At 60.2% G+C, this 21,075-nt stretch carries 21 protein-coding genes and 1 pseudogene; 11 read left to right on the forward strand and 11 right to left on the reverse strand.

The window, feature by feature from the left end:
- Nucleotides 1-1,076 precede the first annotated feature (1,076 nt).
- Together MRBLMR1_RS12795 and MRBLMR1_RS12800 are read right to left on the reverse strand one after the other, a co-directional pair.
- Nucleotides 1,077-1,932 (reverse strand): annotated as a pseudogene (locus tag MRBLMR1_RS12795) (transposase); the annotation flags it as partial.
- A gap of 344 nt (nt 1,933-2,276) precedes the next feature.
- A complete protein-coding gene (locus MRBLMR1_RS12800) occupies nt 2,277-2,435 on the reverse strand; it encodes an entericidin domain-containing protein (protein WP_210298141.1) in 159 nt (52 codons plus the stop codon).
- Nucleotides 2,436-2,542: 107 nt separating this feature from the next.
- Here MRBLMR1_RS12800 and MRBLMR1_RS12805 point away from each other — a divergent pair, with 107 nt between their 5' ends.
- Nucleotides 2,543-2,740: a hypothetical protein gene (locus MRBLMR1_RS12805; protein ID WP_183687953.1), complete on the forward strand. Its 198-nt coding sequence runs from the start codon at nt 2,543-2,545 to the stop codon at nt 2,738-2,740.
- Nucleotides 2,741-2,889: 149 nt separating this feature from the next.
- On the opposite strand, the gene MRBLMR1_RS12810 is transcribed toward MRBLMR1_RS12805, so the two are convergent.
- The 4 genes from MRBLMR1_RS12810 to MRBLMR1_RS12825 all read right to left on the reverse strand — a co-directional run bounded on the left by MRBLMR1_RS12810 (nt 2,890) and on the right by MRBLMR1_RS12825 (nt 7,996).
- Nucleotides 2,890-3,366 (reverse strand): PRC-barrel domain-containing protein, encoded by a 477-nt coding sequence (locus MRBLMR1_RS12810; protein ID WP_500064930.1) that lies wholly within the window; start codon nt 3,364-3,366, stop codon nt 2,890-2,892.
- Between the two features lie 137 nt (nt 3,367-3,503).
- Nucleotides 3,504-3,707 (reverse strand): CsbD family protein, encoded by a 204-nt coding sequence (locus tag MRBLMR1_RS12815; protein ID WP_148144907.1) that lies wholly within the window; start codon nt 3,705-3,707, stop codon nt 3,504-3,506.
- A gap of 1,645 nt (nt 3,708-5,352) precedes the next feature.
- Nucleotides 5,353-6,939, reverse strand: a complete 1,587-nt coding sequence (locus MRBLMR1_RS12820; protein ID WP_500064932.1) for a gamma-glutamyltransferase family protein — start codon at nt 6,937-6,939, stop codon at nt 5,353-5,355.
- The gene (locus tag MRBLMR1_RS12825; protein ID WP_500064934.1) at nt 6,926-7,996 is read right to left on the reverse strand and encodes an oligopeptide/dipeptide ABC transporter ATP-binding protein; all 1,071 of its coding nucleotides are present in this window, start codon (nt 7,994-7,996) and stop codon (nt 6,926-6,928) included. The genes MRBLMR1_RS12820 and MRBLMR1_RS12825 overlap by 14 nt, the downstream gene beginning before the upstream one ends.
- 277 nt (nt 7,997-8,273) lie before the next feature.
- On the opposite strand from MRBLMR1_RS12825, the gene MRBLMR1_RS12830 reads away from it, so the two are divergent.
- The 6 genes from MRBLMR1_RS12830 to MRBLMR1_RS12855 all read left to right on the forward strand — a co-directional run bounded on the left by MRBLMR1_RS12830 (nt 8,274) and on the right by MRBLMR1_RS12855 (nt 12,920).
- Entirely contained in the window at nt 8,274-9,185 is a 912-nt protein-coding gene (locus MRBLMR1_RS12830; protein WP_500064935.1) for a PhnA-like protein, read from the forward strand.
- A 68-nt stretch (nt 9,186-9,253) separates the two neighbouring features.
- The gene (locus MRBLMR1_RS12835; RefSeq protein WP_500064937.1) at nt 9,254-9,634 is read left to right on the forward strand and encodes an SPW repeat domain-containing protein; all 381 of its coding nucleotides are present in this window, start codon (nt 9,254-9,256) and stop codon (nt 9,632-9,634) included.
- Nucleotides 9,631-10,806, forward strand: coding sequence for a zinc-dependent alcohol dehydrogenase (locus MRBLMR1_RS12840; RefSeq protein ID WP_404946182.1), 1,176 nt, complete (start codon nt 9,631-9,633; stop codon nt 10,804-10,806). Before MRBLMR1_RS12835 ends, MRBLMR1_RS12840 begins: the two co-directional genes overlap by 4 nt.
- 9 nt (nt 10,807-10,815) lie before the next feature.
- Nucleotides 10,816-11,727, forward strand: coding sequence for an NAD(P)/FAD-dependent oxidoreductase (locus MRBLMR1_RS12845; RefSeq protein ID WP_500064939.1), 912 nt, complete (start codon nt 10,816-10,818; stop codon nt 11,725-11,727).
- 115 nt (nt 11,728-11,842) lie between these two features.
- The gene (locus MRBLMR1_RS12850; protein WP_404946180.1) at nt 11,843-12,286 is read left to right on the forward strand and encodes a BA14K family protein; all 444 of its coding nucleotides are present in this window, start codon (nt 11,843-11,845) and stop codon (nt 12,284-12,286) included.
- Nucleotides 12,287-12,389: 103 nt separating this feature from the next.
- Nucleotides 12,390-12,920 carry a DUF4142 domain-containing protein gene (locus tag MRBLMR1_RS12855; RefSeq protein ID WP_404946179.1) on the forward strand — a complete coding sequence of 177 codons (531 nt, stop codon included), beginning with the start codon at nt 12,390-12,392 and terminating at the stop codon, nt 12,918-12,920.
- A 601-nt stretch (nt 12,921-13,521) separates the two neighbouring features.
- On the opposite strand, the gene MRBLMR1_RS12860 is transcribed toward MRBLMR1_RS12855, so the two are convergent.
- Genes MRBLMR1_RS12860 through MRBLMR1_RS12875 form a run of 4 tightly spaced genes read right to left on the reverse strand, consistent with a single transcriptional unit; the run spans nt 13,522 to nt 16,624 of the window.
- Nucleotides 13,522-14,859, reverse strand: coding sequence for a hypothetical protein (locus MRBLMR1_RS12860; RefSeq protein ID WP_500064941.1), 1,338 nt, complete (start codon nt 14,857-14,859; stop codon nt 13,522-13,524).
- On the reverse strand, nt 14,859-15,971 hold the full coding sequence (locus MRBLMR1_RS12865) for a toll/interleukin-1 receptor domain-containing protein (RefSeq protein WP_500064943.1): 1,113 nt from the start codon (nt 15,969-15,971) through the stop codon (nt 14,859-14,861). The genes MRBLMR1_RS12860 and MRBLMR1_RS12865 overlap by 1 nt, the downstream gene beginning before the upstream one ends.
- The gene (locus MRBLMR1_RS12870) at nt 15,971-16,183 is read right to left on the reverse strand and encodes a hypothetical protein (RefSeq protein ID WP_500064945.1); all 213 of its coding nucleotides are present in this window, start codon (nt 16,181-16,183) and stop codon (nt 15,971-15,973) included. The genes MRBLMR1_RS12865 and MRBLMR1_RS12870 overlap by 1 nt, the downstream gene beginning before the upstream one ends.
- 45 nt (nt 16,184-16,228) lie before the next feature.
- Nucleotides 16,229-16,624: a hypothetical protein gene (locus tag MRBLMR1_RS12875; RefSeq protein WP_500064946.1), complete on the reverse strand. Its 396-nt coding sequence runs from the start codon at nt 16,622-16,624 to the stop codon at nt 16,229-16,231.
- Between the two features lie 98 nt (nt 16,625-16,722).
- Here MRBLMR1_RS12875 and MRBLMR1_RS12880 point away from each other — a divergent pair, with 98 nt between their 5' ends.
- From MRBLMR1_RS12880 to MRBLMR1_RS12895, 4 genes are all read left to right on the forward strand, one after another.
- A complete protein-coding gene (locus tag MRBLMR1_RS12880; RefSeq protein WP_220359547.1) occupies nt 16,723-17,277 on the forward strand; it encodes a hypothetical protein in 555 nt (184 codons plus the stop codon).
- A gap of 12 nt (nt 17,278-17,289) precedes the next feature.
- Nucleotides 17,290-18,216 carry a hypothetical protein gene (locus tag MRBLMR1_RS12885; RefSeq protein WP_500064948.1) on the forward strand — a complete coding sequence of 309 codons (927 nt, stop codon included), beginning with the start codon at nt 17,290-17,292 and terminating at the stop codon, nt 18,214-18,216.
- A 70-nt stretch (nt 18,217-18,286) separates the two neighbouring features.
- Nucleotides 18,287-19,702 (forward strand): hypothetical protein, encoded by a 1,416-nt coding sequence (locus MRBLMR1_RS12890; RefSeq protein ID WP_500064949.1) that lies wholly within the window; start codon nt 18,287-18,289, stop codon nt 19,700-19,702.
- A gap of 52 nt (nt 19,703-19,754) precedes the next feature.
- A complete protein-coding gene (locus MRBLMR1_RS12895; protein ID WP_500064950.1) occupies nt 19,755-20,678 on the forward strand; it encodes a phage exclusion protein Lit family protein in 924 nt (307 codons plus the stop codon).
- A 189-nt stretch (nt 20,679-20,867) separates the two neighbouring features.
- On the opposite strand, the gene MRBLMR1_RS12900 is transcribed toward MRBLMR1_RS12895, so the two are convergent.
- On the reverse strand, nt 20,868-21,068 hold the full coding sequence (locus tag MRBLMR1_RS12900; RefSeq protein WP_500064951.1) for a hypothetical protein: 201 nt from the start codon (nt 21,066-21,068) through the stop codon (nt 20,868-20,870).
- Between the last annotated feature and the right edge of the window lie 7 nt (nt 21,069-21,075).

Raw genomic sequence — 21,075 nt, forward strand, 5'->3', positions numbered from 1 at the left:
CGGCTGAAATGCCCGGTGAGATCATTCGTCAAGTCCATGTGTGAAGCACCGTCTATATTGCCGTCTATATAGACAGAGCATCCACACTCTCACTCACTGCACAATGCGGCCCAACTCGGATGCGTACGACGGTGAGGAAGCGGCCCTCTTTGCAAGGGGTCAACGAAGACTGCCGCCATTGGTTTGGAAACGGTGACGGCAGGGAGCGAAACAGGCCGATTAATTAAGGACCTTCCAAGTGGAACTAACTCGGCCTCATCTGGTTCGGCTCACCTAATTGGGAGAGTGACACAATGGATCGTAAAGTTGTCGAGACTGGCACAGACGCGCGACAGGGCAGAACCGGTCGTCCGGTGTTGATTGTTCTTGTTGCTGGTTTGGCGCTGGCAATGATTGCTTGGCTTGGAGCGGAGATGTGGGGAGAGTCTACCGATGCTCCCGCCGAGAATACCGCGACACCCCCAGCTCAAAGCAACTCACCAACGCAACCCGCCCCGCCCAGTACCGGACCCGCTGTGTCGGCGCCTACTGACCAAAGCCCTCATCCGGACGGTGGGACAGGTGGGCCTTCTCAATCTAACCAGCCTGAAGGCAGCACTACTCGCCAGTGATGGCATAGTGGCGAGACAACGGCGGAACCTTATTCGGAATTAGCAGTTCCATGGCCGCCACACTCTGTTGCGTCTGCTCCGGGGCTAGATATAAAGCCCCGCTACTTCCAGTAAGTTGTAGCGGGGCTTTTGATGTCAGGGCGAAGTGGGCGGAAACAAGCTTTACCGTTCTTCGCCGCCTCCCATGCCATATCGAATTAGAACGGTGCCCATGGCGACGGAAAAGCCGATGATGACAATCGCGTAGATCATAGGTTGTTACTCCCATTGCGAGCAACTAACTTAGGCACTCTCGAAAATCTTCAAGCCCCTTTGTTAGATGTAAGGGCGGTGGGGTCCGCTTTCGGCCGATTTCGTTGAAAAACTCGCTAGATTGGCTGCTCATCCGCCGATTTTGTTTTCCGGGCGGAGTGCCAATGCGTTTCTGCCCCGCGCTTCGGCGCAGGGTCTCCATTCATTTCGCTCTCATGCGGCAATGACGCCATGTGTTGGCGTTTGCGGCCTGAGTTTGGCCAATCTCCTTAGATTTTGTGGTGGCTGCAAGCAAGAATTCGTCTTGCGCACCACACGGTCCTCGAAGCCGAAGACGCGCCATCCGTAGAATGCGTTTGAGATGCGCGAAGAGCATCTCCACTTTCTTTCGGCGGTGACGCGACAGTTCATATTCCGGTGTGGCTGCAATCGCTCTGGCAACATCGCGCGCATCCTCATTGAGATCGCGCGGCACCTTGCGCATAGGCGTGTTAGGGCAACAACGCTGTTTCAGATCACAGACATCACAGTCCTTTTTGCTGGCACGATAAATCCGTGTGCCTTCGGACGTGATCCCCGATCTTGGCGTATCGTAAGTGCGGTGGAACTGCTTCAGTTCGTTCCCGGCCGGACAGATGTATCGCTCGTTCTCGGCTTCCCAAGTGAAGTCCGAACGGGAGAAGGTGCCGCCCGTCCGGTTCGACTTGTCAAAGACCGGAATGTGCGGCTCGATCTTCTTCTCCTTGACAAGCCATGCCAAGTTGTCGGCGGAACCGTAAGCGCTGTCCGCAGCCACATAGCCCGGCCTCAAGCCAAAGCGATTCTCGGTCCTTTCGAGCATCGTGCGGGATGCCCCGACTTCGGCCTGGCGGATCGCACGCGTAGCCTCCACATCGACAATGACACCATGATCGGTGTCTATCAGATAATTGGTGGCGTAGGCGAAGAAGGCATGGCCTTCGTGAGCGCCGGTCCATTGCGCGGCAGAATCAGACGGGGAGATGAACTTTGGTGTCACTGGCGACGCAGCACCGAAAGCGGCATCCGCGAGCCGCTCCACTATGGGGCGGCAGATGCCACTGACAACCTCGATCTGTAATCGCTGCCCTTGGACTCGCCATGATCCGATGCGTTCCTGCTGATCCTTGTCTGCAAGGTGAGCGGCGCCCGAATGGCATCCATTAACAACCGTGCGTGCAGCACGCTGCCCTGCGCTTACCGGGCATCGTTGTGCAGGTGTCTCCGCCCAGATGTCACAGATAATGCACGGTTTTTGAAGTGTCCCCAAGGAGACCCCCCATCAACAGCACGACCTGACAAAGATGTCGGACCAATTCGACTTCACTTGCGTCGCACGTATGCCTTGAAAATAAAAAGGCGGCATTTCCGCCGCCCTTTTGTCGCTTTGGTACCTCACCTAGCGGCAGCATTCCCGACACGATTGCCGGCATCCTGGGTTGCGTTCACGGTGTTGGCCGTGTCCTGCCCCATGCCGCGGATCGTGTTGCCGCAAGACGACAACGCGACGGTAGCCAAAGCCACGGCGAATACAGTAGTGATTGCTTTACTCATGATACCCTCTCCGGTTTTCACTTCTCTGAGATAGGGCGGTAGAGCCCTTTGACCATGTGCTAAAGCGTAAGTTCTGCGCCGGCGCCCTCAGCAGAAACTGACCGCAATTGTCGAGACATAATGTACGCTACAACGTCACCGTCGCAGGCCTCAACCAGACGATCTGCGCTGTAACCCGCGGCTTCGGCTTCCGCCCTAAGGACACCCGCAAGCATTGCGAAATCGTGCTCATTGCCTGCTGGCAAGGCCGCAAACCGGCGCTCCTCAAGACGGTCGTCAATCCAGTCGTGGATGATCATCATTGATTAATCTCCCGTGGTGACCGACATAATCGGTGGCCGCAAATTTCGTTCCGCGATCAAATAAAAAAGGCCGGAGCGAAACCTCGCGCCGACCTTGGTCTCGAGCTTAACCGGGCGCCATTACATCCGTGGTCGCCGGCAGGACTCGATAATTACTTCTTCAGCTTGTCGTAGTCGAACTTCGGAGCCTTCGACAGGTCATCCTTGTTGGTGTCGACGTAGGCCTTCCAGGTGCCGTTATCGTCCGCAAGTGCCATAGACGCCGGATCGATCACGACGTAGCTTGCACCAAGGCCAAGGAAGCCACCAACGCTCGCGATTACGCCGATGACGGACTTGCCGTTCCCGATCACGACGTCGGAGATCTCGCCGACCTCCTCGTTTTCCTTGTTGTAAATGTTCAGACCGACAAGCTTCGAGGTAACTAGGTCTGTGTCTTTGATCTCTACGGTCTTGAGCGGCATTGTTGCTGCCGTGCCCATGGTGATACCCGGACCTACCATCGTCGCATCGGCGCCCGAAGCAGCTGTCGCGGCAGGGGCGGTCGCAGCGGGAGCAGTGGACTGCTGAGCGAGAACAGCGGTGCTCATCGTTCCAAGAGCAAGGGCGGCGGCGATAATCGTCTTCATGAGTATTTCCTCGTATGCAATTGATCCCACGAATTTTTTCGTGGCGGTGAGAAACGACCCTGCCCTGCTTTGGTTCCGGCAAAAAAAGAAAATTATGACAAAATAAAAAACCCCGCCGATGAAGCGGGGTCTCCTGATTACCAACTCTGACGCCCATACCAGTCGTCAATGTCTTTGGTGGTGCGGTCCTTTTCGTAACCGTATCGCTCCTGGATCTTGCCTTCCAACTGATCGCGCTTGCCGGCTATGACGTCGAGGTCGTCGTCAGTGAGCTTGCCCCACTGCTCCTTGACCTTACCCTTCACCTGCTTCCAGTTACCTTCCACGCGGTTCCAGTCCATGTCGTTTCCTCCTGTTATACGCTTGTCAAATAAACCGATGAGCGCAAGGAAGGTTCCGTACCGCTATGCGCGCCGCCGAATGCAGCGGCTCATAAATCTGTCAATGCGGGTTTTCTCCCCACCAAATTTATCAATTATTTGGGCAGCTTGAGGAATGTTTAGCTCGTAAGCCTCCTGCAGCTCTTCCAGAGTATAATGCGCCGCTGGCCTTATGAGGTTCATTGCGATCTCCTTTCTGGATGGAAATGCGAGACGTCTTCAGTTGTTCCTGATCTTGCTGCCCCCACCTATCTAACACCCCAGCGGAACGTTCAGCATAGTGCCCGTTTCTGTGCCGATCGAACGGAGGGTCGCAATTAGGTTTAGGAAGTTATCCACGCTAGCCGCAGCAGCCATGGCCTGCCTCACTCTCGCAGGCTGCGTCAGCGAGAGCGGCTACTCGACCTACGGGCGCAGTTACAGCCGCTACGACGGCCCCCCGTACGTCTACCGTGTCGACCGGCCACGTCGGGACTGGGATCGTTGGCATCACGACAGGCGCGATTGAAACCGTCACCGCGAGGCGCGACGTGATGATCACCGCGACCGCCGCGACTGGGATCGCAACGACCGTCGACGATCTGAAAGGCGTGACCACAGGAACTACCGCAGCAACAACCAAGGCGGTAACGAACCAATCATTCTGCGACGGCCCAGATCCTGATCCCTAGAAACAAGAATAGCTGCCCCTCACGAAGGGGCGGCTTCCTTGCCGGTGGTGTCGGCAGAAATAAGGCCGGTGAAGCCTTGGTGCAAGAATTTATGAGGCCGATTCGAACTCTTGGCCATGTCGTAGATCCTCGTCGGTCCTGGCGTGCTTGCGCACGCGAGAGGCAAAAAACCGTATTAGCGCTATCGCTGTTGGACACAGCCGGTAGGGCTGCCGGACGGGTCAGACTTTGACCTACCCCTCAATCCCGCCTCGTCGGCGCGGAACGCCGAGGCATTTTGGCAGTTAGGCATCTAGGAGGAGTTACTAATGCACAGGAAGTATACGCGAGAATTCGCCCATTACATCGGTCTCATTGTCGCGCTTGCTCTGCTAATCTTATCGCTCGCGTGGATGGCGCATTAGCTCGCTAGCCTAGCTCGATCGAATACCCATCACCTCCGTCTACCGCGACGTTCTTGCCCTTATCGATGATCTGCTTCGAGCAGTCGTAACGATGATTGCAAAGCGACTGCAGGTTCTCCGGGTTAAATAGATCGAGGTTGCCTTTGTGAGCCTTGCGATTGTCGACAACCTCAGGGCCGGAATATTCTCGGTGATCAGACAGAAGTCGCGGAGTGGCGCTATTGCAAGCCGACGACGTGTAGCCTCCTCCATGCGGTCGTGTCGTAGCGACACTTCCTGAGGCATTCAGTTGAGGGGGCAGGATTTCATCTTAACTTGTGGGGTACAAACACCCGAACCGGTTACCTATGGTTCTGGCTGCCGAAAGGGGCATCGGCCTTTTTCGTAGTGCTGCGTAAACGCGGCATAGTAACGCTGCACTCCCCATCAATCTGGAAGCCGGATGTGCTCATCACCGCAAGCTCCCCAATCAGGTTGCTTTCAAGGACTCACCAGAAGCGAGAAGAGCCGAAGGCACGTCCGCCGTCGGCTTCAAGTACCGAGAGCCATGCCATCCTTACGGCTGTCGGAACCGCCTTCGAGCACGCCATTGCCGATGCGGATCGCCTGGCCGCCACCGATTGGGCTACTGGCGACTTTGAGGACATGGCCGCGGGCTTCCAGTTCGGCGCGGACCTCCAGCGCAATGGTCGGTTCGACTTCCAACACGCCGCCGAAGCCAAAACTGCGCGGTACATCCATCGCTTCCTGAAGACCAAGACCATGGTCAATGACGCAGGACAGGAATGCTGCGTGTCCCGCCGCCTGATAATGTCCACCCATCACGCCAAAAGGCATCAGCGCCTTGCCGTCCTTGGTCACCATGCCCGGGATGATCGTGTGCATCGGGCGTTTCCGTGGGCCGATCGCGTTCGGATGGCCCTCGATCAGGCGGAAAGAAGCGCCTCGGCTATGGAAAAGCACGCCGGTCGCCGGGTCGAGACGGGTCGAGCCAAAAGCATGGAAGATGGAGTTGATGAAGGAGATCGCGTTGCCCTCACCATCGACAACGCAGAGATAGATCGTGTCCTTGTGTTCCGGCTCATCCCAGAGAACCGGTGGCAGGGCGCGTTTCATGTCGATACGGGCGCGCAGTGTGGCGATCACCTCGTCGGAGAGCAATTTCTCGGCAACGCCCGGGCAGTGCTCGGGATCGGCGATCAGAGCATCACGGTGATGATAGGCAATCTTGGTCGCTTCCGCATGCAGATGGATGCGATCAGCATCGGTCATTGAGGCGATATCGAAACCCTCGATGATTTTCAGGATCAGCAGGGCGGCAAGGCCTTGGCCGTTCGGCGGGCATTCATGCACGTCATAACCGCGATAATTCGTGCTGACCGGCTCCATCCAGTTTGCACCATCGTTGCCAGCGGCGAAGTCTTCCACCGTGTGCAGCCCGCCCAGCGAATTGAGATGGGCGACCATTTTTGCCGCGGCTTCTCCTTCATAGAAAGCGGCCGCACCCTTGGCAGCGATTTCCTCGAGGCGTTCGGCAAGCAGAGGCTGCTTGATGATGTCGCCGGCGGCCGGCGCCTTTCCGTTCGGCAGGAAGACGGCTGCGGCATGGGCGTCGCCCGCTATGCTTCCCTCGTGGTTGGCCCAGTCCATGGCGACACGCGGGGTGACGACAAAACCCTTGCGGGCATAACCGATGGCACGCATGAACAGACGCTCCAGCGACAGTGTACCGTGATCGGCATGCAGGCGGCACCAGGCGGAAATCGCGCCGGGCACGGTGATCGCATGCGGGCTGGTTTGCGGAATTTCGCCGGAAAGACCGAGTTCCGTCAGTTTGGCTACACTTGCTGCCGCTGGTGCGCGGCCGGAGCCGTTCAGCGCCTTGACCTTCTCTCCAGCAGGCGCGTAGAGCGCAAAACAATCGCCACCGATCCCCGTCATCAGCGGATCAACGACGCACTGGACCGAAACGGCGGCGATCGCCGCATCCACGGCATTGCCGCCATCCTGCAGGATTTCCAGCCCGGCTGCGGTCGACAGCGGGTGGGAGGTGGCGATCATGGCTTCGGTGGAGAGCGTCGACGGGCGTCGCGCGGAGAAGAAATCAAAATGTGACATGCGGTTCCTTGGTGCCCTCAGGCGATATGTTTGACATTGCGTATGGGTGGTAACAGGCGACGGCCCGGTCGTGCCCCCTGCGGGTCAGGACCGGATCATTTGCCAGACAGTCGGATTGTGCAACCGCACAGCGACCGGAAAAACGGCAGCCGGGCGGAAGATCTAGCGGGCTCGGGATTTCGCCGGGCAGCGGGTCGGAGATCGGCTCGAAAAATTCCGGCGCGGAATGGCGGAGCGCCTTCGAATAGGGATGCGCCGGATTGTTCAGCACCGCCTGTGTCGGTCCGGTCTCGACGATGCAGCCGAGATACATGATGGCGATTTCCGCGCAGAGATAACTCGCCACGCCGAGATCATGGTTGATGAAGATCAGCGTCAGCCCCATTTCCTTCTGTAGTTTGCGCAGCAGATTGAGGAGTTGTGCCTGGGTCGAGACGTCTAGCCCGGAAACGGCTTCGTCAGCGACCAGAACGGTCGGGTTGGAGGCAAGTGCACGGGCAATCGCCACGCGGCGGATCTGCCCGCCAGACATGGCGGCCGGATAACGCCCTGCGACATCGGCGGCGAGGCCGACGCGTGCCAGAAGCAATCTTGTCTGCTCCGCAATGTCGCTCTCCGGGCAGATGCCGAAATGGCGCAGCGGCTCGGCGATTAACTGGCCGACCGTCATGCGCGGATTGAGCGAGCCGCGCGCGTCCTGGTAGACCATCGCCACGTCGCGGGCGAAGTCCGGCCCTGCTTCGCGCATCTGGTTGACCGAACGACCGCGATAAAGCGCCAGCCCCTGTGTCGGTTCCGTCAGGCCGAGAAGCACGCGCAGAAGCGTGGATTTGCCTGAGCCACTCTCGCCGACCAGCGCCATGCTGGCGCCCTGATCGATGCGCAGGCGCACACCATCGAGGGCGGCGAGTTTTCGTTTGCTGCGTTTCAGAAACCCTTCGGATTTGGTGACCTCATAAACTTTTTCGACATCGAGAAGCTCGAAGATAGTTTGGCTGTCGGCACCTGCCTTTTCCTTCGCCGGATCGATCATTGCATTCATTCCGGGTTCCAGCATGCGAGCGCACGTCCTTCCGTCTCGACAACCGGCGGGCGTACTGCCCGGACCGCTGGATGTCGGCGAGGCGCTCTGGAGCCATTTGCAGGACCCATTCTGGCGCGCGAGATTGGAAGGGGGCGGAAATAGTCACCGGGTGGCCCTTGCGATGAGGGAGGTTCCGACACGATCTCAAAGATATTCGCTTCTGACGTTTTCCTTTGAAGTTGCATGGAACTCGCCGGGCTTCGCCGGGTTAGCGAGCACCGCAATGGCGGAGCCAATCAGGAGCACTCCGATGACCCTACCCACTTCCACTCATCTCCACCACGATACGGTCCATACGCTCGATCCCTTGGCCACGGCCGCGTTGAACAAGGTCTCGTGGGGCGCGATCTTCGCCGGAGTCGTCATCGCACTCGCGATCCAGTTCCTCCTCAATCTGCTCGGGGTCGGCATCGGTGCTGCAGTTCTCGATCCGGCCACCTCCGACAATCCGGAAGCAACGACGTTTTCGATCGCCGGAGGCCTCTGGTTTGTCGTCGCCGGTATCGTCGCGGCTTTCGTCGGAGGCTATGTCGCCAGCCGACTTTCTGGTCGCCCCAGCAAATCGACCGGTGGCTATCACGGCGTGACGACCTGGGCGGTCACGACTCTCGTAGTTCTCTACATGCTGACGACCTCCGTCGGCGCTCTAATCGGCGGCGCGTTCAACGGGCTGTCCAGTGCTATAGGCGGCGTAGGGCAGACCGCCGCGACGGCGGCAATGACCGCAGCACCTTCGCTCGCGAGCGCCACCGATCCTATGGCCGGCATCGAACGTCAGATCCGAGGCTCGACGGGAAGCGATCCGAAGGCGCTTCAGGATGCGGCAGTCTCGGCCGTACGGGCGGCCATGACTGGAGATCAGGCAACGGCTGAAGATGCGAGAACGCGCGCCGCTGACGCGATCTCGCGGGCACAGGGCATTCCGGTCGACCAGGCGCGCACCCAAGTCGAACAATACGAAAAGACTTACCGCGAGAACATGGCGGCAGCGAAGCAACAGGCGGTCAATGCAGCCGAGGTCGCAGCCACGACGGTCTCGACGGGTGCCATCCTCGGGTTCCTAGCCCTCGCGCTTGGTGCGGCTGCGTCATGGTTCGGAGGAGTGGCAGGTACAAAGCGCGCTGTCCTCACGATGGAAACATCCGGCCGCCGGTCTGTCTGACCGCCATGCCTGGGCACTGACCCAGTACCGTCGTCGCGACACTCACTCGCGAAATAAGGAGGAAGCAAATGCGCTTTATACCGACGCTCGTGCATGGCGTGATCGACTACATCGTCGGTCTCGTTGTCATCGCGCTGCCGTTCATACTAGGTTTCCAAGGCGCCACGAGAATGACCTTGGTTACCCTGGGGATCATTGCGATTCTCTATAGCCTGATCACGGACTACGAACTTGGCGTGATCAGGTATCTCAGGGTTCGTTTTCACCTTATGCTGGATATCGTCTTCGCCATCGCGATGCTGACCTTGCCGTCATTTCTCGATTTCCCGGCGGATTTAAGGTGGCCCAACTATCTTATCGGCATCGCCGCACTTGTCCTCGTAGCGACCACGGAAATCCGTGCGACCGGTACGGCCGTCCAAGACAACAACAAGGAGATTACCAGATGAAGGCACTTTGCTGGCACGGCAAGGGCGATATCCGCTGCGACAGCGTCCCGGACCCCACGATTGAGGACGGCCGGGACGTCATCATCAAGATGACCGCCTGCGCGATCTGCGGATCCGACCTCCACCTCATGGACGGATACATCCCCTTCATGGAAAAGGGCGACATCCTCGGTCACGAGTTCATGGGCGAAGTGGTCGAAGTCGGCCGCGACAACAAGAAGCTGAAGGTTGGAGACCGGGTTGTCGTGCCGTTCACCATCTGCTGCGGCGAGTGCCAGCAATGCCTCAAGGGCAACTGGTCGGTCTGCGAAAGGACCAACCGCAACGCCGACAATGCGACGAAAGCATTCGGTTATCCGACGGCGGGCCTGTTCGGATATTCGCATCTGACGGGGGCCTATGCCGGCGGCCAGGCGGAATATGTCCGCGTCCCCTACGCCGACGTCTCGCCGATCATCATCCCGAACGGCATGAGCGACGAACAAGCGCTATTCCTCGGCGATATTTTCCCGACAGGCTGGATGGCGGCTGCCAACTGCGAGATCGAGCCTTCCGACATCGTGGCGATCTGGGGCTGCGGCCCCGTCGGCCAGTTCTGCATCAAGAGCGCCCTGATGCAGGGAGCAGCACGCGTCATCGCGATCGACAACGTGCCGGAGCGCCTTGCGCTGGCACAGCAAGCCGGCGCGGAAATCATCAACTTCGACGACGAGGATGCGACCATTCCGGACCGGATCAAGGAAATGACCGGCGGTCACGGCGCGGACAAATGCATCGATGCCGTCGGAGCCGAATCCCACGCCACCGCGTCCTTCGACGCCGTCATCGACAAGGTCAAGGCAGCGACGCTCCTGGGCACGGACCGGCCACACGCCTTGCGCGCCGCCATCATGGCTTGCCGCCCCGGCGGGATCGTCTCGGTTCCGGGCGTCTACGGCGGCTTCCTGGACAAGATCCCGTTTGGCGCGGCGATGAACAAGGGCCTGACCATCAGAACCGGCCAGACTCATGTCAACCGTTACTCGCTCGACCTGCTGCGCCGTATCGAGGAAGGCGAGATCGACCCAAGCTTCATCATTACCCACCGGGCAAAGCTCGAAGACGGGCCCGCCCTCTACGAAACCTTCCGCGACAAGAAGGACAACTGCATCAAGGTGGTGCTGACCCCATGATTTCCCGCAATGAATTATGATTGCGTAGTCATCGGCGGTGGGCCTGCAGGGCTCACCGCCGCCATTTACTTGGCACGCTTCCATCTGGCCGTGATCGTATTGGACCACGGTCAGGGCCGCGCGGCGTCCATCCCGATCACCCACAACCACGCCGGTTATCCGGAAGGCATAGCCGGGCGCGATCTCGTGCGACAGATGCGGCTCCAGGCCGAACGCTATGGAGCAAAGTTTCGGGTCGCCGAGGTGACGTCCCTGGAAAGGAATGGGGACGGTTTCATTGCAATGGCGGATGGCGAATTCGTCGAGGCGCGCGCCGTGTTGCTCGCCACCGGCGTTGTCAACCATCGTCCGCCGATGCCGGACGACCTGCACACGGAGGCTCTGGAGAAAGGCTTGATCCGGTACTGCCCGATCTGCGATGGTTTCGAGATCACCGACAAGGATGTCGGCGTTGTCGGTACCGGCCAACGGGCTTTGAACGAAGCGCTGTTCCTGCGGAGCTTTACCGCCCGAGTCACCATGATATCACCTCGAGATACTCACGACCTGAGCCGGGAGCAGTTGGCGACGCTGGCGCGACATGGAATAGAAGTTTTCTCAGGTCCGATCAGCGGAATCGACTTGAAGGAAAACCGGATCATCGTCGGCCTGCCTGGGGCATCCATGACGTTCGAGTCGATTTACCCAGCAATGGGATCGGATATCCGGTCGGAGCTTGCAGGAGCACTCGGAGCCAAGCGAACGGAGGTCGGATGCGTCGAGGTCGACTGGCATCAGAGGACAACGATCGCCGGGCTGTATGCGGCTGGTGATGTGGTGCTGGGGCTGGATCAAATCAGCAGTGCCATGGGCCAGGCCTCGGTTGCCGCGACGACGATCCGAAACGATCTGTGCGAGCAGCGGATCATGCTGCGAACTTGACCATATACGCGACAGCTGAGCGGAGCTTTTCGAAGAGGCCGTGATGCAGGGCGGCGTCATGAGGGAACCATACTCTGTGCGGGAGGTTACCTCTCGTAACCGGGGAAACCCCAATATGAGAAATTTGTCTAAAGCGCTGTCCGCAGCGACCTTGGCTGTGGCGATCAGCCTCACGTCAATGACCACAGCATTTGCTGTTCCGTTGCCTGTCGCAAAACCTGACCAGGCAAACCGCCAAGTCGAGGAAGTACAGTTTCGCCGGGATCGCGACATGCGCGATCGCCGCGAATATCGCCGCCAGGGCTACTACAATGGACAACGTGGCTATCGTGACCGCAGGCCGGGCTATCGTCGCCACTCGGACGGTTTCTGGTATCCGTCAGCCGCGTTCGGTGCGGCAGCAATTATTGGCGGGGCAATTGCGAACCAGCCGCGCTCCAATGGTGGCGCATCAAGCCATGTTCAGTGGTGCGCAAATCGCTATCAGTCATACCGCGCTTCGGACAATTCCTACGTCCCGCGCGCCGGCGTTCGGGCGCAGTGCGTTTCGCAAAACTGATCCAAGCACCGCTGCTTAGCTATCCGAGCCCGTCCTGTTCAGCAGGGTCGGCTTCCCTCGCCGTTCTTGCGGAACTATTCGGACCCTATCAAGGAGTACCGACATGAAAAAGATCATCATTACCGCAGCTGTCATCCTCGCGGCGTCCGCTTCGGCATTCGCCCAGTCGACGGCGGAAAGCACCGGCGCCAATTCCTTGATCGGCAGGGCACCTTCGACAGAGGATTTCGTCATGCAGGCATCCGCTAGCGACATGTTCGAAATCGAATCGAGCAAGCTTGCAGTGCAGAAAGGCGACGAGCAGACCAAAGTTTTCGCTCAGCAGATGATTACCGATCACGAGAAGACGAGTGCTGAGATGAAGGCAATGCTCGCCGGTGGCAAGGTCAAGGGAACTCCGGTGACAGCGCTGACGGAAGATCTTAAGGAAGAGGTCGAAGGCCTGGCCAAGCTTTCTGGCAACGAGTTCAAAGAGGAATATTTCGACGATCAGGTCGACGCGCACGAGGACGCGGTGGATCTCTTTAAGCGCTATGCTGAAGGTGGCGAAAATCCGGAACTGAAGGCCTGGGCTGCAAAGACACTGCCGGCGCTCGAGCATCATTACAAGATGGCTCAAGATTTGGAAAAGTAGCAGTTAAAAGCCGTCCGCCTCAAGTCCGGCTGGCCGACGCCACCCGCTACTTCATAAGCTCCGCCCATGGTGACCACGGATGTAACTGGCACAGGTTAGGGCGAGAAGGGAAGGTCCGTGCGATACAGTTCGCCCGGCCTTCAGCCCGGGTGCCCAACCCCCGTAATCCTGAGCGCTCGGCCTTTTGGAACGCGGGCAATACATCCAAGCTCCATGGGTGCAAAGCCGCCGCGCTAGGTGGCTGAAACCGTTACTCGTCGACCCGCATATGATCTACGAATTTTCGGCACGACAGACATGCCAGGGCCGCTGCCACTTCGAAGCGGCCCGAACATGATTTGAACCTATCTATTCAAGGGAATAACATGTCGCAGACTATCGTAAATTAGCGTGGTCTAGCGTGCTGTAGAGTGGTTGCGGGGGCACGCAACTACCGATGCCGACATTCCGTGGCAGTAGCAATCTAAGTGATTGGCTCTAGCCTACCTAGGTGAAGCAAGCTTTTCGCGCCAGTGAGTGAGGCCTCTAGCAGCCGCGTCACGTACTCAGGAACCCCGCTCGTGCAACCGCTGCTTGATCGACATGAAGCTGGTGGCACCGACTATATGAGCGGCGAGCCCTTATCGAGAAGGCCATCTAGAAAGTCTTCGCGGGATGAAATCGTGCGGGCCTGCGTGGCGAGAATCAGCGCGTCCACTACCTTTCGAGCTAACGACCGAGCGATGACCCGTTCCTCTGTCGAAATGGCTGTCATCGCGCGGCCGTGCCGGAACGCACTTCGCACGTTGAATAGCCGCTCATATTGATCGGCGTAGCTGTGATCGTCGAGAAGTCCGGCGATACGGGCTTGCATCCTTTTTGTAGGCCCCATTCCCTTGTGGCGATCGGGCGCCACCCGGAAGTTCTTCTGATAGTCGGCACGCAGGCCCAGCGCCGCTTCGATCGTCGTGATATGCGCCAGAAACTCGTCGATGCCCTCCGCCAGAAACGCGCGGACCAAGAAGTGAGTGATCGGTGTTTCGAACAAAGCCGATTGCTTCGCCTTCTCGACGACTGCCCAACGCCTCTGGTCCCAAACCGGCAATTCGGTTGTGACCTCATCTTCTAAGCGCAGTACTACCGGCCGCTCCTCCTCGACGGTCCCGCCATAACCGTCGTCGTAAATATGCGGTTCCCAGCCAAGCGTATCCGGCGACGGCGGAGTGCTGAGATGGATGAAGATGTCACTATCGACCGTATGGACCCAAGGTACCCGAAACCCTCGCCAATCGACCTCCGGCATGGTCGACCAACTCTCCCAAGGCGCCAACAGCAAGAAGAACAGCGCTTCTTCAAACACGCCCGGAAACCGTCCTTTGTGCGGCTCGATCCGCCCCAGATCCTGGCTGAAGTCTATTGAGAAGATCGGAACCGCTCGTGCTTCCGGCTCGTGCTTGAACGCCACCGTCTCCTCAACGACCAGCCATTGAAACTGAGCGAACCGATCGGCGTCGAATTGCTGTCTCGGATAGAGCCGTTTCAGTCGGCGTTCATCGACCAAGGAGCGCAACTCGTCGGCCGTCAGCCGGCAGACCTTTGCCGAACCGAACGCAAGCGGCGGAAGGTCATCCCCCAGATCAAGCGGTGCGAGATGCACCCGGATGGACTGGGTGGCGCGCAGCGCTGCGTCGAGGCCCGTCGCCGCTTTCTCCACAGGCAGCGCCAGATACGCCGCTGCGCCCTGCAAATGACACGGCAGACCCAGCGCTCTCAACGCCGTCGAGAGCGCGAAGTCCGGTCCTGTCTTGCCGGCGCCGGGGTAGCCATCCCGGCAGGCTTCACGTAGACGCACGAAGGCCGGATGCTTGAGGATATTGTCCGGCCCTGGGGGGCAGAGCCGCCACAGGTCGGCAATCGCATCGAGCATTGCGGCGCTCGGGCCGATCACCTCGCCGCTCATCAGGTTATCCGAAGCCGCCGCAGCAGCTTGCCCAAGACGACCTCATAGTCTTCGGCTTTCGAGAAGTCGGCGTAGAGCTTGCCCTTCAGGAATTCAGGCAGCTCGCAATTTTCGTAGAGCAGCGGCAGCACCACGACCTCGCCGCTGGCGATCTCCCTGTTCATCGCCACGTCGAGTTCCTTCTTCACCCAGGGTGCGCCGATCGACTTCTTAGACAACACGACTGCGATGTATCTGCTGAGCTCCATGCCCTCCTCGATTTTGGCTATGAGCGAATCGCCAATGTCGATCTCGGCTTCGTCCAGCCACACCCGCGGCACGCCATGAGCCATGAGATCCTTGCGGAGTTGGCGCACGAAGGGCTTGTCTACACCTGTATGGCTCAAGAAGATGCCGTGGTATTTCTCGTGCGCGGGGTCGGCCTTTTCCACCGCCAGGCTGTCACGAACGAGCTGGTTGGCCGCCTCCGGCGAGGTCGGCGGCGTCAGCAACCAACCCGTCGTCGTACCGAGCGTCACCCTGCCGCCCAGACTGTAGCCTTCCGGCGTCGCAGCGATCGAGCTGAACCCGTCAATCGGATCGGAGAGGCAAAGGGTCCAGCCGCCGGCCTTGGACAGTACGTCGAAGTAGCGGACAAACGGACTGTCGGGATCGATGCCACCCAGCCGCCGGCCCTTCTTCACGAGAAGATCCGAGCGTTTGACGAAGCTGGCGATCTTCGGCGCGACATAACCGAGATGCGTTTCGCGATAGCCGAAGAAATTCATCCGTTTCAGTTCGGACAGGCACCAAATCACGGTCGCGCCGTCCGCGATCGCGACCTCCATCTCCTTCTCCCGGTCGTCGAGGTCGAAGGCGGTATCGATATCGTAGCTGTCGTTCTGGCGCTTGAGCCGGCCCAACTCGTTCGATTCGTTTGAAAACTCCCCGACCGTGCCAAACAGAAAATGGCTGTAGCTCTCCGGATTGATGACGATCGTGTCATATTCGTAGAGCGGATACGCCGCGCGTGCACGATCCACGCCGGGCCGACACAGGCCCAAATTCTCGATCTCCACGCCCTCGATAGCATCGCCGGTATAGGTCACGCCGACCGTCAGCACTCTTCTCATCAAACGATCCTTTTCCTATTTTCCCGACCCTTGTCCGTCGCGGCATCCACATCCCACGCGGGGTTCACATCCATGACCTCGCCCCGGCTGCCGACAAGCGCAAGTTCGATGCCGGCTAGCGCGCAACGCGGCGCCAGACGCTCGGCCAGACGCAAGGTGCCTTCCGTAAGTGGCACGACCGCAACCTGTCGACCCTGCAACGGCGTCGCCATCAGCATCCCGACCGTCTCGCACAGCCCCTTGTAGAGCCGGGAGACCTAGCCCGGGTGTCGCGTATTGATGATGCCGCCCTTGCATTCGGCCGAGATGATGCGATCCCCGACTTCCGCCACGATATCGCCCAGGCCGGACTTGGGATTAACCGTGACTGTCTGGCCCACGGCGTTCTGATAGACACCGCCATAGGCCGTCGTGCCTAGGCTTGTGACCTTCGCGAACTCCCGGCGCAGCAGCCAGGCGGCAAAATCGAATTGCTTGCCATGTTCGCCGTCGGGATGAATGCGCACATGGTGCGCATCCGCCGTGCACAGGAGATGCATGGCGTAGGCGACCATGACCGCGCCTTCGTAGAGGTGGTGCTCATGGGCGCCGTCGGACTTGCCGACACGGTTCGGCGGCGGCTCAAGCGCCGTCACAAGATCCTCGAAGTCCAATTCAGCCTCCCCGATTCAGACCGCGCCCCTCTTTGCCGAGGCCGCCATTGACAGTCGCTTATAACCGGCCATATTTGCCCGGTAAAGGAGTCCCGGTCATGTTTGCCTATAGTCCTGAAAAATTCGCCTCGCTCTACGCGTCCGCTCTCGGTCAGCGCATTTGGGCGTTTCTCACCCTGCCCGAAAGCGTGGCCCGCCTTGAGACCGCCTCGGAGCTTAGCAAGCCGGCGGTCGAGGGCATCGAGGAGCAGCTTCTCGCGGAGTTTCGTGAGGACGTGCTAGCCGATCGCGTCAAACAGATGGTTGGTCACATGGTCCGACAGGTCCTAGAGCAGCGCGACTGGGTGCTCGACCAGAGCGACGTGAAGGTGCAGTCGGTGCCCTTCAGCAAGGCCGCGCGGTATCGCCGGCCGGACTGGATCACATTCCACGCCTTCCGCAACGCCAGCGATCCACGCGACGTCGTCATTACCGACCGCCGCCAGCACGCGCCGCTGCCGGCCGACGCGCGGTGGACCTACTACGCGACATTCGCCAGCCCGCTGAAGGCGGCGGTGGCGTTCGGGGTACGCGACATCCGCCAACTTCGCCAGCACGTGCTCTCACACGGCTATCAGCGCCTGACTATCGAGCGAATGCTCCGCCGCGCCTAACGGGATCTGACGATGACCAAACTTTTCGATGTCGACGGCGCCAATCTCGATCGCGGCTTCATGAATCTGAAGGTCGCGGAGTCGCGGTATGAGCAGCAGCTTCACGACCAGATCGAAGCTATGTGGGCCACCTACGAGCGCTATGCCGACCCGGATTTTCCGCAGGGCTTCGCCCGTGACGTCGATGGCCGGTTCTGGGAAATGTATCTCGGCTGCACCCTGCTCGAGGCGGGCCGGACGCTGTTGCCCGTCGTCGATCGGCAGCGTCAGGGCGGCCAGCCCGACCTCTGTGTCCTCGATGAGGGCCGCCGCATCTGGATCGAAGCCATCGCGCCCGACGAGGGCGCGCCAGGCCCGGACCAGATCGTGCGCCCCATTCCCATCAACCAGGGCGGCGGCCTTGTCGCCGCCCCGATCCGCCAAGCACAGTTGCGCACGTCCGGCGCTTTCTGGACCAAGGCGCAGAAGATCGCGCGCTATATCGAACATGGCGTGATCGCGCCCGAAGACACGCGGATCGTCGCGATCAGCGCGAGCCGCTTTGGCGTTTATGTCGCCGAACAGCCATTGCCGCTGATCATGACCACGCTCTTCCCGATCGGCGATCCCTATGTCACCATCGATCGCGCGACCGGGGATGTCGTCGAGGAGGGATTCCACGCAGCTCCGCTGATCGACCGCGCACGCAATCCCATCCCGCGCACGGCGTTTCTGGACGAGCGCTTCGCCGATATCTCGGGCGTGATCTGGTCGCGCGTCGGTCTCGGCAACATGTCGCGCCGCGGCCGTCCTATCACCTATGTCCACAACCCCCTGGCACGCGTGCCCCTGCCGGCGAATTGGGGCGTCTGGGATCGCGAATTCGTCGCCACACCTAACGGCGACGGATGGGAGGCCAGCGACATCCTGGCACCGGCGGACGCAGTGGAGGCTCAATGATTGGGGCTCAGCGCGCGTCGACGCGACCGCTCGCCGCCTGCCCTCCGTTCATAACAGCGTGGAGGTAAAAGTGGCCGACAGCGATGAAGAGCGATTGATCAAACCCATCAGCCAGAGACAGTTCGAACTCTATGCGCTGTCGCTGGAGCGTGGGCCGAACTTCGAGCCAGCCAACATCTTCGGCACCTATCAGGTCGGCTGCGGCAGCGCATGCGGCTGCGTCCTGCTCGATCCAGAGCGCGGGGCGTTCACCACATTGGCGCTGCGTAGGCGCGTCGATCACTGCTGGGTGCGCGTGGATGAGGGTGGCCCGTTCTCCACCCCCGAAGCCGCCCTCGACCGGCTCAGCATCGGCATGCGCGGCGGCGATCCGCCCGAACCGCTTCCACCCGGAGCACGGCGACGTCCACCTCTAATAAAGATCGGTCCGCGTGGGACCTCGCCCGAATTTGATCTCCTGACCGGCACTCTCAGCCATCTGCCCGCCCTGATGGCGGTTGGTGAATGCTACCTCGCGCTTCCGAAACCTGACGCCAATTTCGTCACCGATCTTCAAAGCAACAATTTCGCCTCGCGGCTTTTCGAGCTCTACCTGTTCGCCTGCTTCCGCGAGCAGGGTCTCGCTGTCCGGCAGGACCATGTCTCTCCAGACTTCCAGATCGAAAAGGATGGTGCCGAGTGCTGGATCGAGGCGGTCACGGCAAACTCCGACACGCCCCGCGCGGGCGGGATCGGCGATGGGGTACATGCCCCGAAGGAACGCAACGAGCGACTGACGGGCGAGCCCGCCGAGCGTTTCGCCAAGACGCTGAGAGGCAAGCTACAACGCAACTATCACGAGATGGTCCACGTCAAGGGACGCCCCTTTGCCATCGCCATCGCCGACTTCCATGAATCCGGGTCGATTGTCTGGAGCCGCGAGGCGCTTCCCTCCTACCTCTATGGCCGACGGGCCGATGTCGAATGCGAAGGCGGGCAACGCCGCGTGGTCGGGACGTCGATCTCCAATCTCACCGGCAAACACCGCATACCCGCCGGCCTGTTCCGCGATCCCGACTTCGCGCATCTGTCCGCCATCATTTTCAGCAATGCAGGCACGCTGGGCAAATTCAACCGCATCGGCTTCCTCGCCGGCTGGCGCCCGCCCGGCCTGCAGATGATCCGGCACGGCATCCTGTATGATCGAACGCCCGGCGCATTGGAGCCAATCGACTTCAAGCTCGAGGTCGGTAGCCCTGAGTATCAGGCGCTCTGGCCTTGGGGCGAAGCCTGGTGCCAGGAGCTGGAAGTGTTCCACAACCCCCAAGCGGCTTATCCCATCCCGTTCGATTTGATACCTGGCGCGACCCACTGGTTCGAGCGCGACGGCGATGTCGAGTGCAGCACGATCTGGGCAAATTCGGTTCTGTCGTCGATTACCCATTTGCGCATGGCCGGCGGGGTCGAGCCGACACCGTTAAGCCGGCACGAAGGTGACCGGCCATGATGCATCTGTTCCAGACGTGGCGCGAGCGCCGGAAGAAGGAGAACCACAACGCATGACGATTGAGCCTTCCGACCAGACCATCATCCTCCACCTGTTGCGCGGCGCCGTCCCGGAGCGCGCCGACGACATCAGCCGGCTGTGGACGCAGTACGGCCACGCCATCGACGTCGCGCCCAGCGCCAAAGGCGTTACGATGAACGCGGACGCCAGCCGGATCCAGTTCGATACCAAGACGATCGATCTCTTCTGGCTTTACGGCTTCAGCGCGTGGCATGCGATCGAGGTCTATGCCCCGGCCCTGGATCTTGCGACGGTGACCGGGATCTCGCTCGACCAGGCCCTCAAAATCGACGAGGCGCGTGGCCCCTTCGAATTTGACTACAAGCAGCGCATCGCCAGCGCGCAATCTCTCATCGCGGCCGAACAGACAGCCGATATCGATTGGCCGGTCGACGTGCCCAAACCGACCTCAGACCGGGACGGGCTGGGTGACGCGCAACATATGGCCGCCTTCGATCTGGTCGCGCTGGCGCTCGCCTTCGCGCTGCTGCACGAATTCCAGCACGTCAGATATTCCGTCGATAGCAGCGCGCCCGCGACGCTACCCGAAGAGGAGATCGCCTGTGACACCTGGGCCCGCGACTTCATGACGAGCGGTCTCGCGGCCTACGCAAAGGACAATGGCCACAGCTATGCGCAGGTCCATCAGAAGCGAGCGATGGGGATCGCGCTTGCCGCGGTGACCGTTCACGCGATGACCCCCACGCACGCACATTGGGGCAATCGGCAATATCCGCCGATTGCGGAACGTCTGACGGCGATGATCAGCGGTCACAATCTGTCCCCCGGCTCGCCGTTCTGGCTGTTCACGGGGTGCCTGCTGATCGCGCTCATGCGGCAGGAGGCCCGTCCGCTTGACATCATCGCCAACTCCAACCAGGAAATGGTCGAGACGCTGATCGAGCGGCTTCACTGACGATTTCGCCATAGAGGGCGCAACTGGTGCCAGCGCACGCGCAATCTTCAGACCGGCAGTCCTCTGGAGCTGCGTCTGCTCGGATGGATCGATACGGCCGATCCGTTCCAGCTCGAGCGGCACCTGCACCAGCGCTTCTGAGCAAATCAGGCCTGCGGAGAGTGGTTCGCCATCGGACCGGCTGACATTCTACCCATTCTCCAGCGCGCGGGCCGTGACGGGTTCGTCGCCAAGAACGCCGACGCCTTCCAGATCGTCGGATATGACCGCGACGCCATCCCCAAATATCTCGGCATATTGGAATGGGCCGATCTGGAAATCGACGAGTGCTGCCCGTGCTGCGGATGCCTTTGCGGCATGCGCTTCCAAGAAGCCTCGCAGTTCTACCATTGCATCC

Source organism: Neorhizobium sp. LMR1-1-1.1, from assembly GCF_040675795.1.
Taxonomy (GTDB): domain Bacteria; phylum Pseudomonadota; class Alphaproteobacteria; order Rhizobiales; family Rhizobiaceae; genus Neorhizobium; species Neorhizobium cellulosilyticum.

Excerpts from the sequence above, each read along its gene's own strand:
- MRBLMR1_RS12800 (WP_210298141.1), bottom strand. The coding sequence starts at position 2,435 with ATGAGTAAAGCAATCACTACTGTATTCGCCGTGGCTTTGGCTACCGTC.
- MRBLMR1_RS12810 (WP_500064930.1), bottom strand. The coding sequence starts at position 3,366 with ATGAAGACGATTATCGCCGCCGCCCTTGCTCTTGGAACGATGAGCACC.
- MRBLMR1_RS12815 (WP_148144907.1), bottom strand. The coding sequence starts at position 3,707 with ATGGACTGGAACCGCGTGGAAGGTAACTGGAAGCAGGTGAAGGGTAAG.
- MRBLMR1_RS12820 (WP_500064932.1), bottom strand. The coding sequence starts at position 6,939 with ATGTCACATTTTGATTTCTTCTCCGCGCGACGCCCGTCGACGCTCTCC.
- MRBLMR1_RS12825 (WP_500064934.1), bottom strand. The coding sequence starts at position 7,996 with ATGCTGGAACCCGGAATGAATGCAATGATCGATCCGGCGAAGGAAAAG.
- MRBLMR1_RS12830 (WP_500064935.1), top strand. The coding sequence starts at position 8,274 with ATGACCCTACCCACTTCCACTCATCTCCACCACGATACGGTCCATACG.
- MRBLMR1_RS12835 (WP_500064937.1), top strand. The coding sequence starts at position 9,254 with ATGCGCTTTATACCGACGCTCGTGCATGGCGTGATCGACTACATCGTC.
- MRBLMR1_RS12840 (WP_404946182.1), top strand. The coding sequence starts at position 9,631 with ATGAAGGCACTTTGCTGGCACGGCAAGGGCGATATCCGCTGCGACAGC.
- MRBLMR1_RS12845 (WP_500064939.1), top strand. The coding sequence starts at position 10,816 with ATGAATTATGATTGCGTAGTCATCGGCGGTGGGCCTGCAGGGCTCACC.
- MRBLMR1_RS12850 (WP_404946180.1), top strand. The coding sequence starts at position 11,843 with ATGAGAAATTTGTCTAAAGCGCTGTCCGCAGCGACCTTGGCTGTGGCG.
- MRBLMR1_RS12855 (WP_404946179.1), top strand. The coding sequence starts at position 12,390 with ATGAAAAAGATCATCATTACCGCAGCTGTCATCCTCGCGGCGTCCGCT.
- MRBLMR1_RS12860 (WP_500064941.1), bottom strand. The coding sequence starts at position 14,859 with ATGAGCGGCGAGGTGATCGGCCCGAGCGCCGCAATGCTCGATGCGATT.
- MRBLMR1_RS12865 (WP_500064943.1), bottom strand. The coding sequence starts at position 15,971 with ATGAGAAGAGTGCTGACGGTCGGCGTGACCTATACCGGCGATGCTATC.
- MRBLMR1_RS12870 (WP_500064945.1), bottom strand. The coding sequence starts at position 16,183 with ATGGCGACGCCGTTGCAGGGTCGACAGGTTGCGGTCGTGCCACTTACG.
- MRBLMR1_RS12880 (WP_220359547.1), top strand. The coding sequence starts at position 16,723 with ATGTTTGCCTATAGTCCTGAAAAATTCGCCTCGCTCTACGCGTCCGCT.
- MRBLMR1_RS12885 (WP_500064948.1), top strand. The coding sequence starts at position 17,290 with ATGACCAAACTTTTCGATGTCGACGGCGCCAATCTCGATCGCGGCTTC.
- MRBLMR1_RS12895 (WP_500064950.1), top strand. The coding sequence starts at position 19,755 with ATGACGATTGAGCCTTCCGACCAGACCATCATCCTCCACCTGTTGCGC.
- MRBLMR1_RS12900 (WP_500064951.1), bottom strand. The coding sequence starts at position 21,068 with ATGGTAGAACTGCGAGGCTTCTTGGAAGCGCATGCCGCAAAGGCATCC.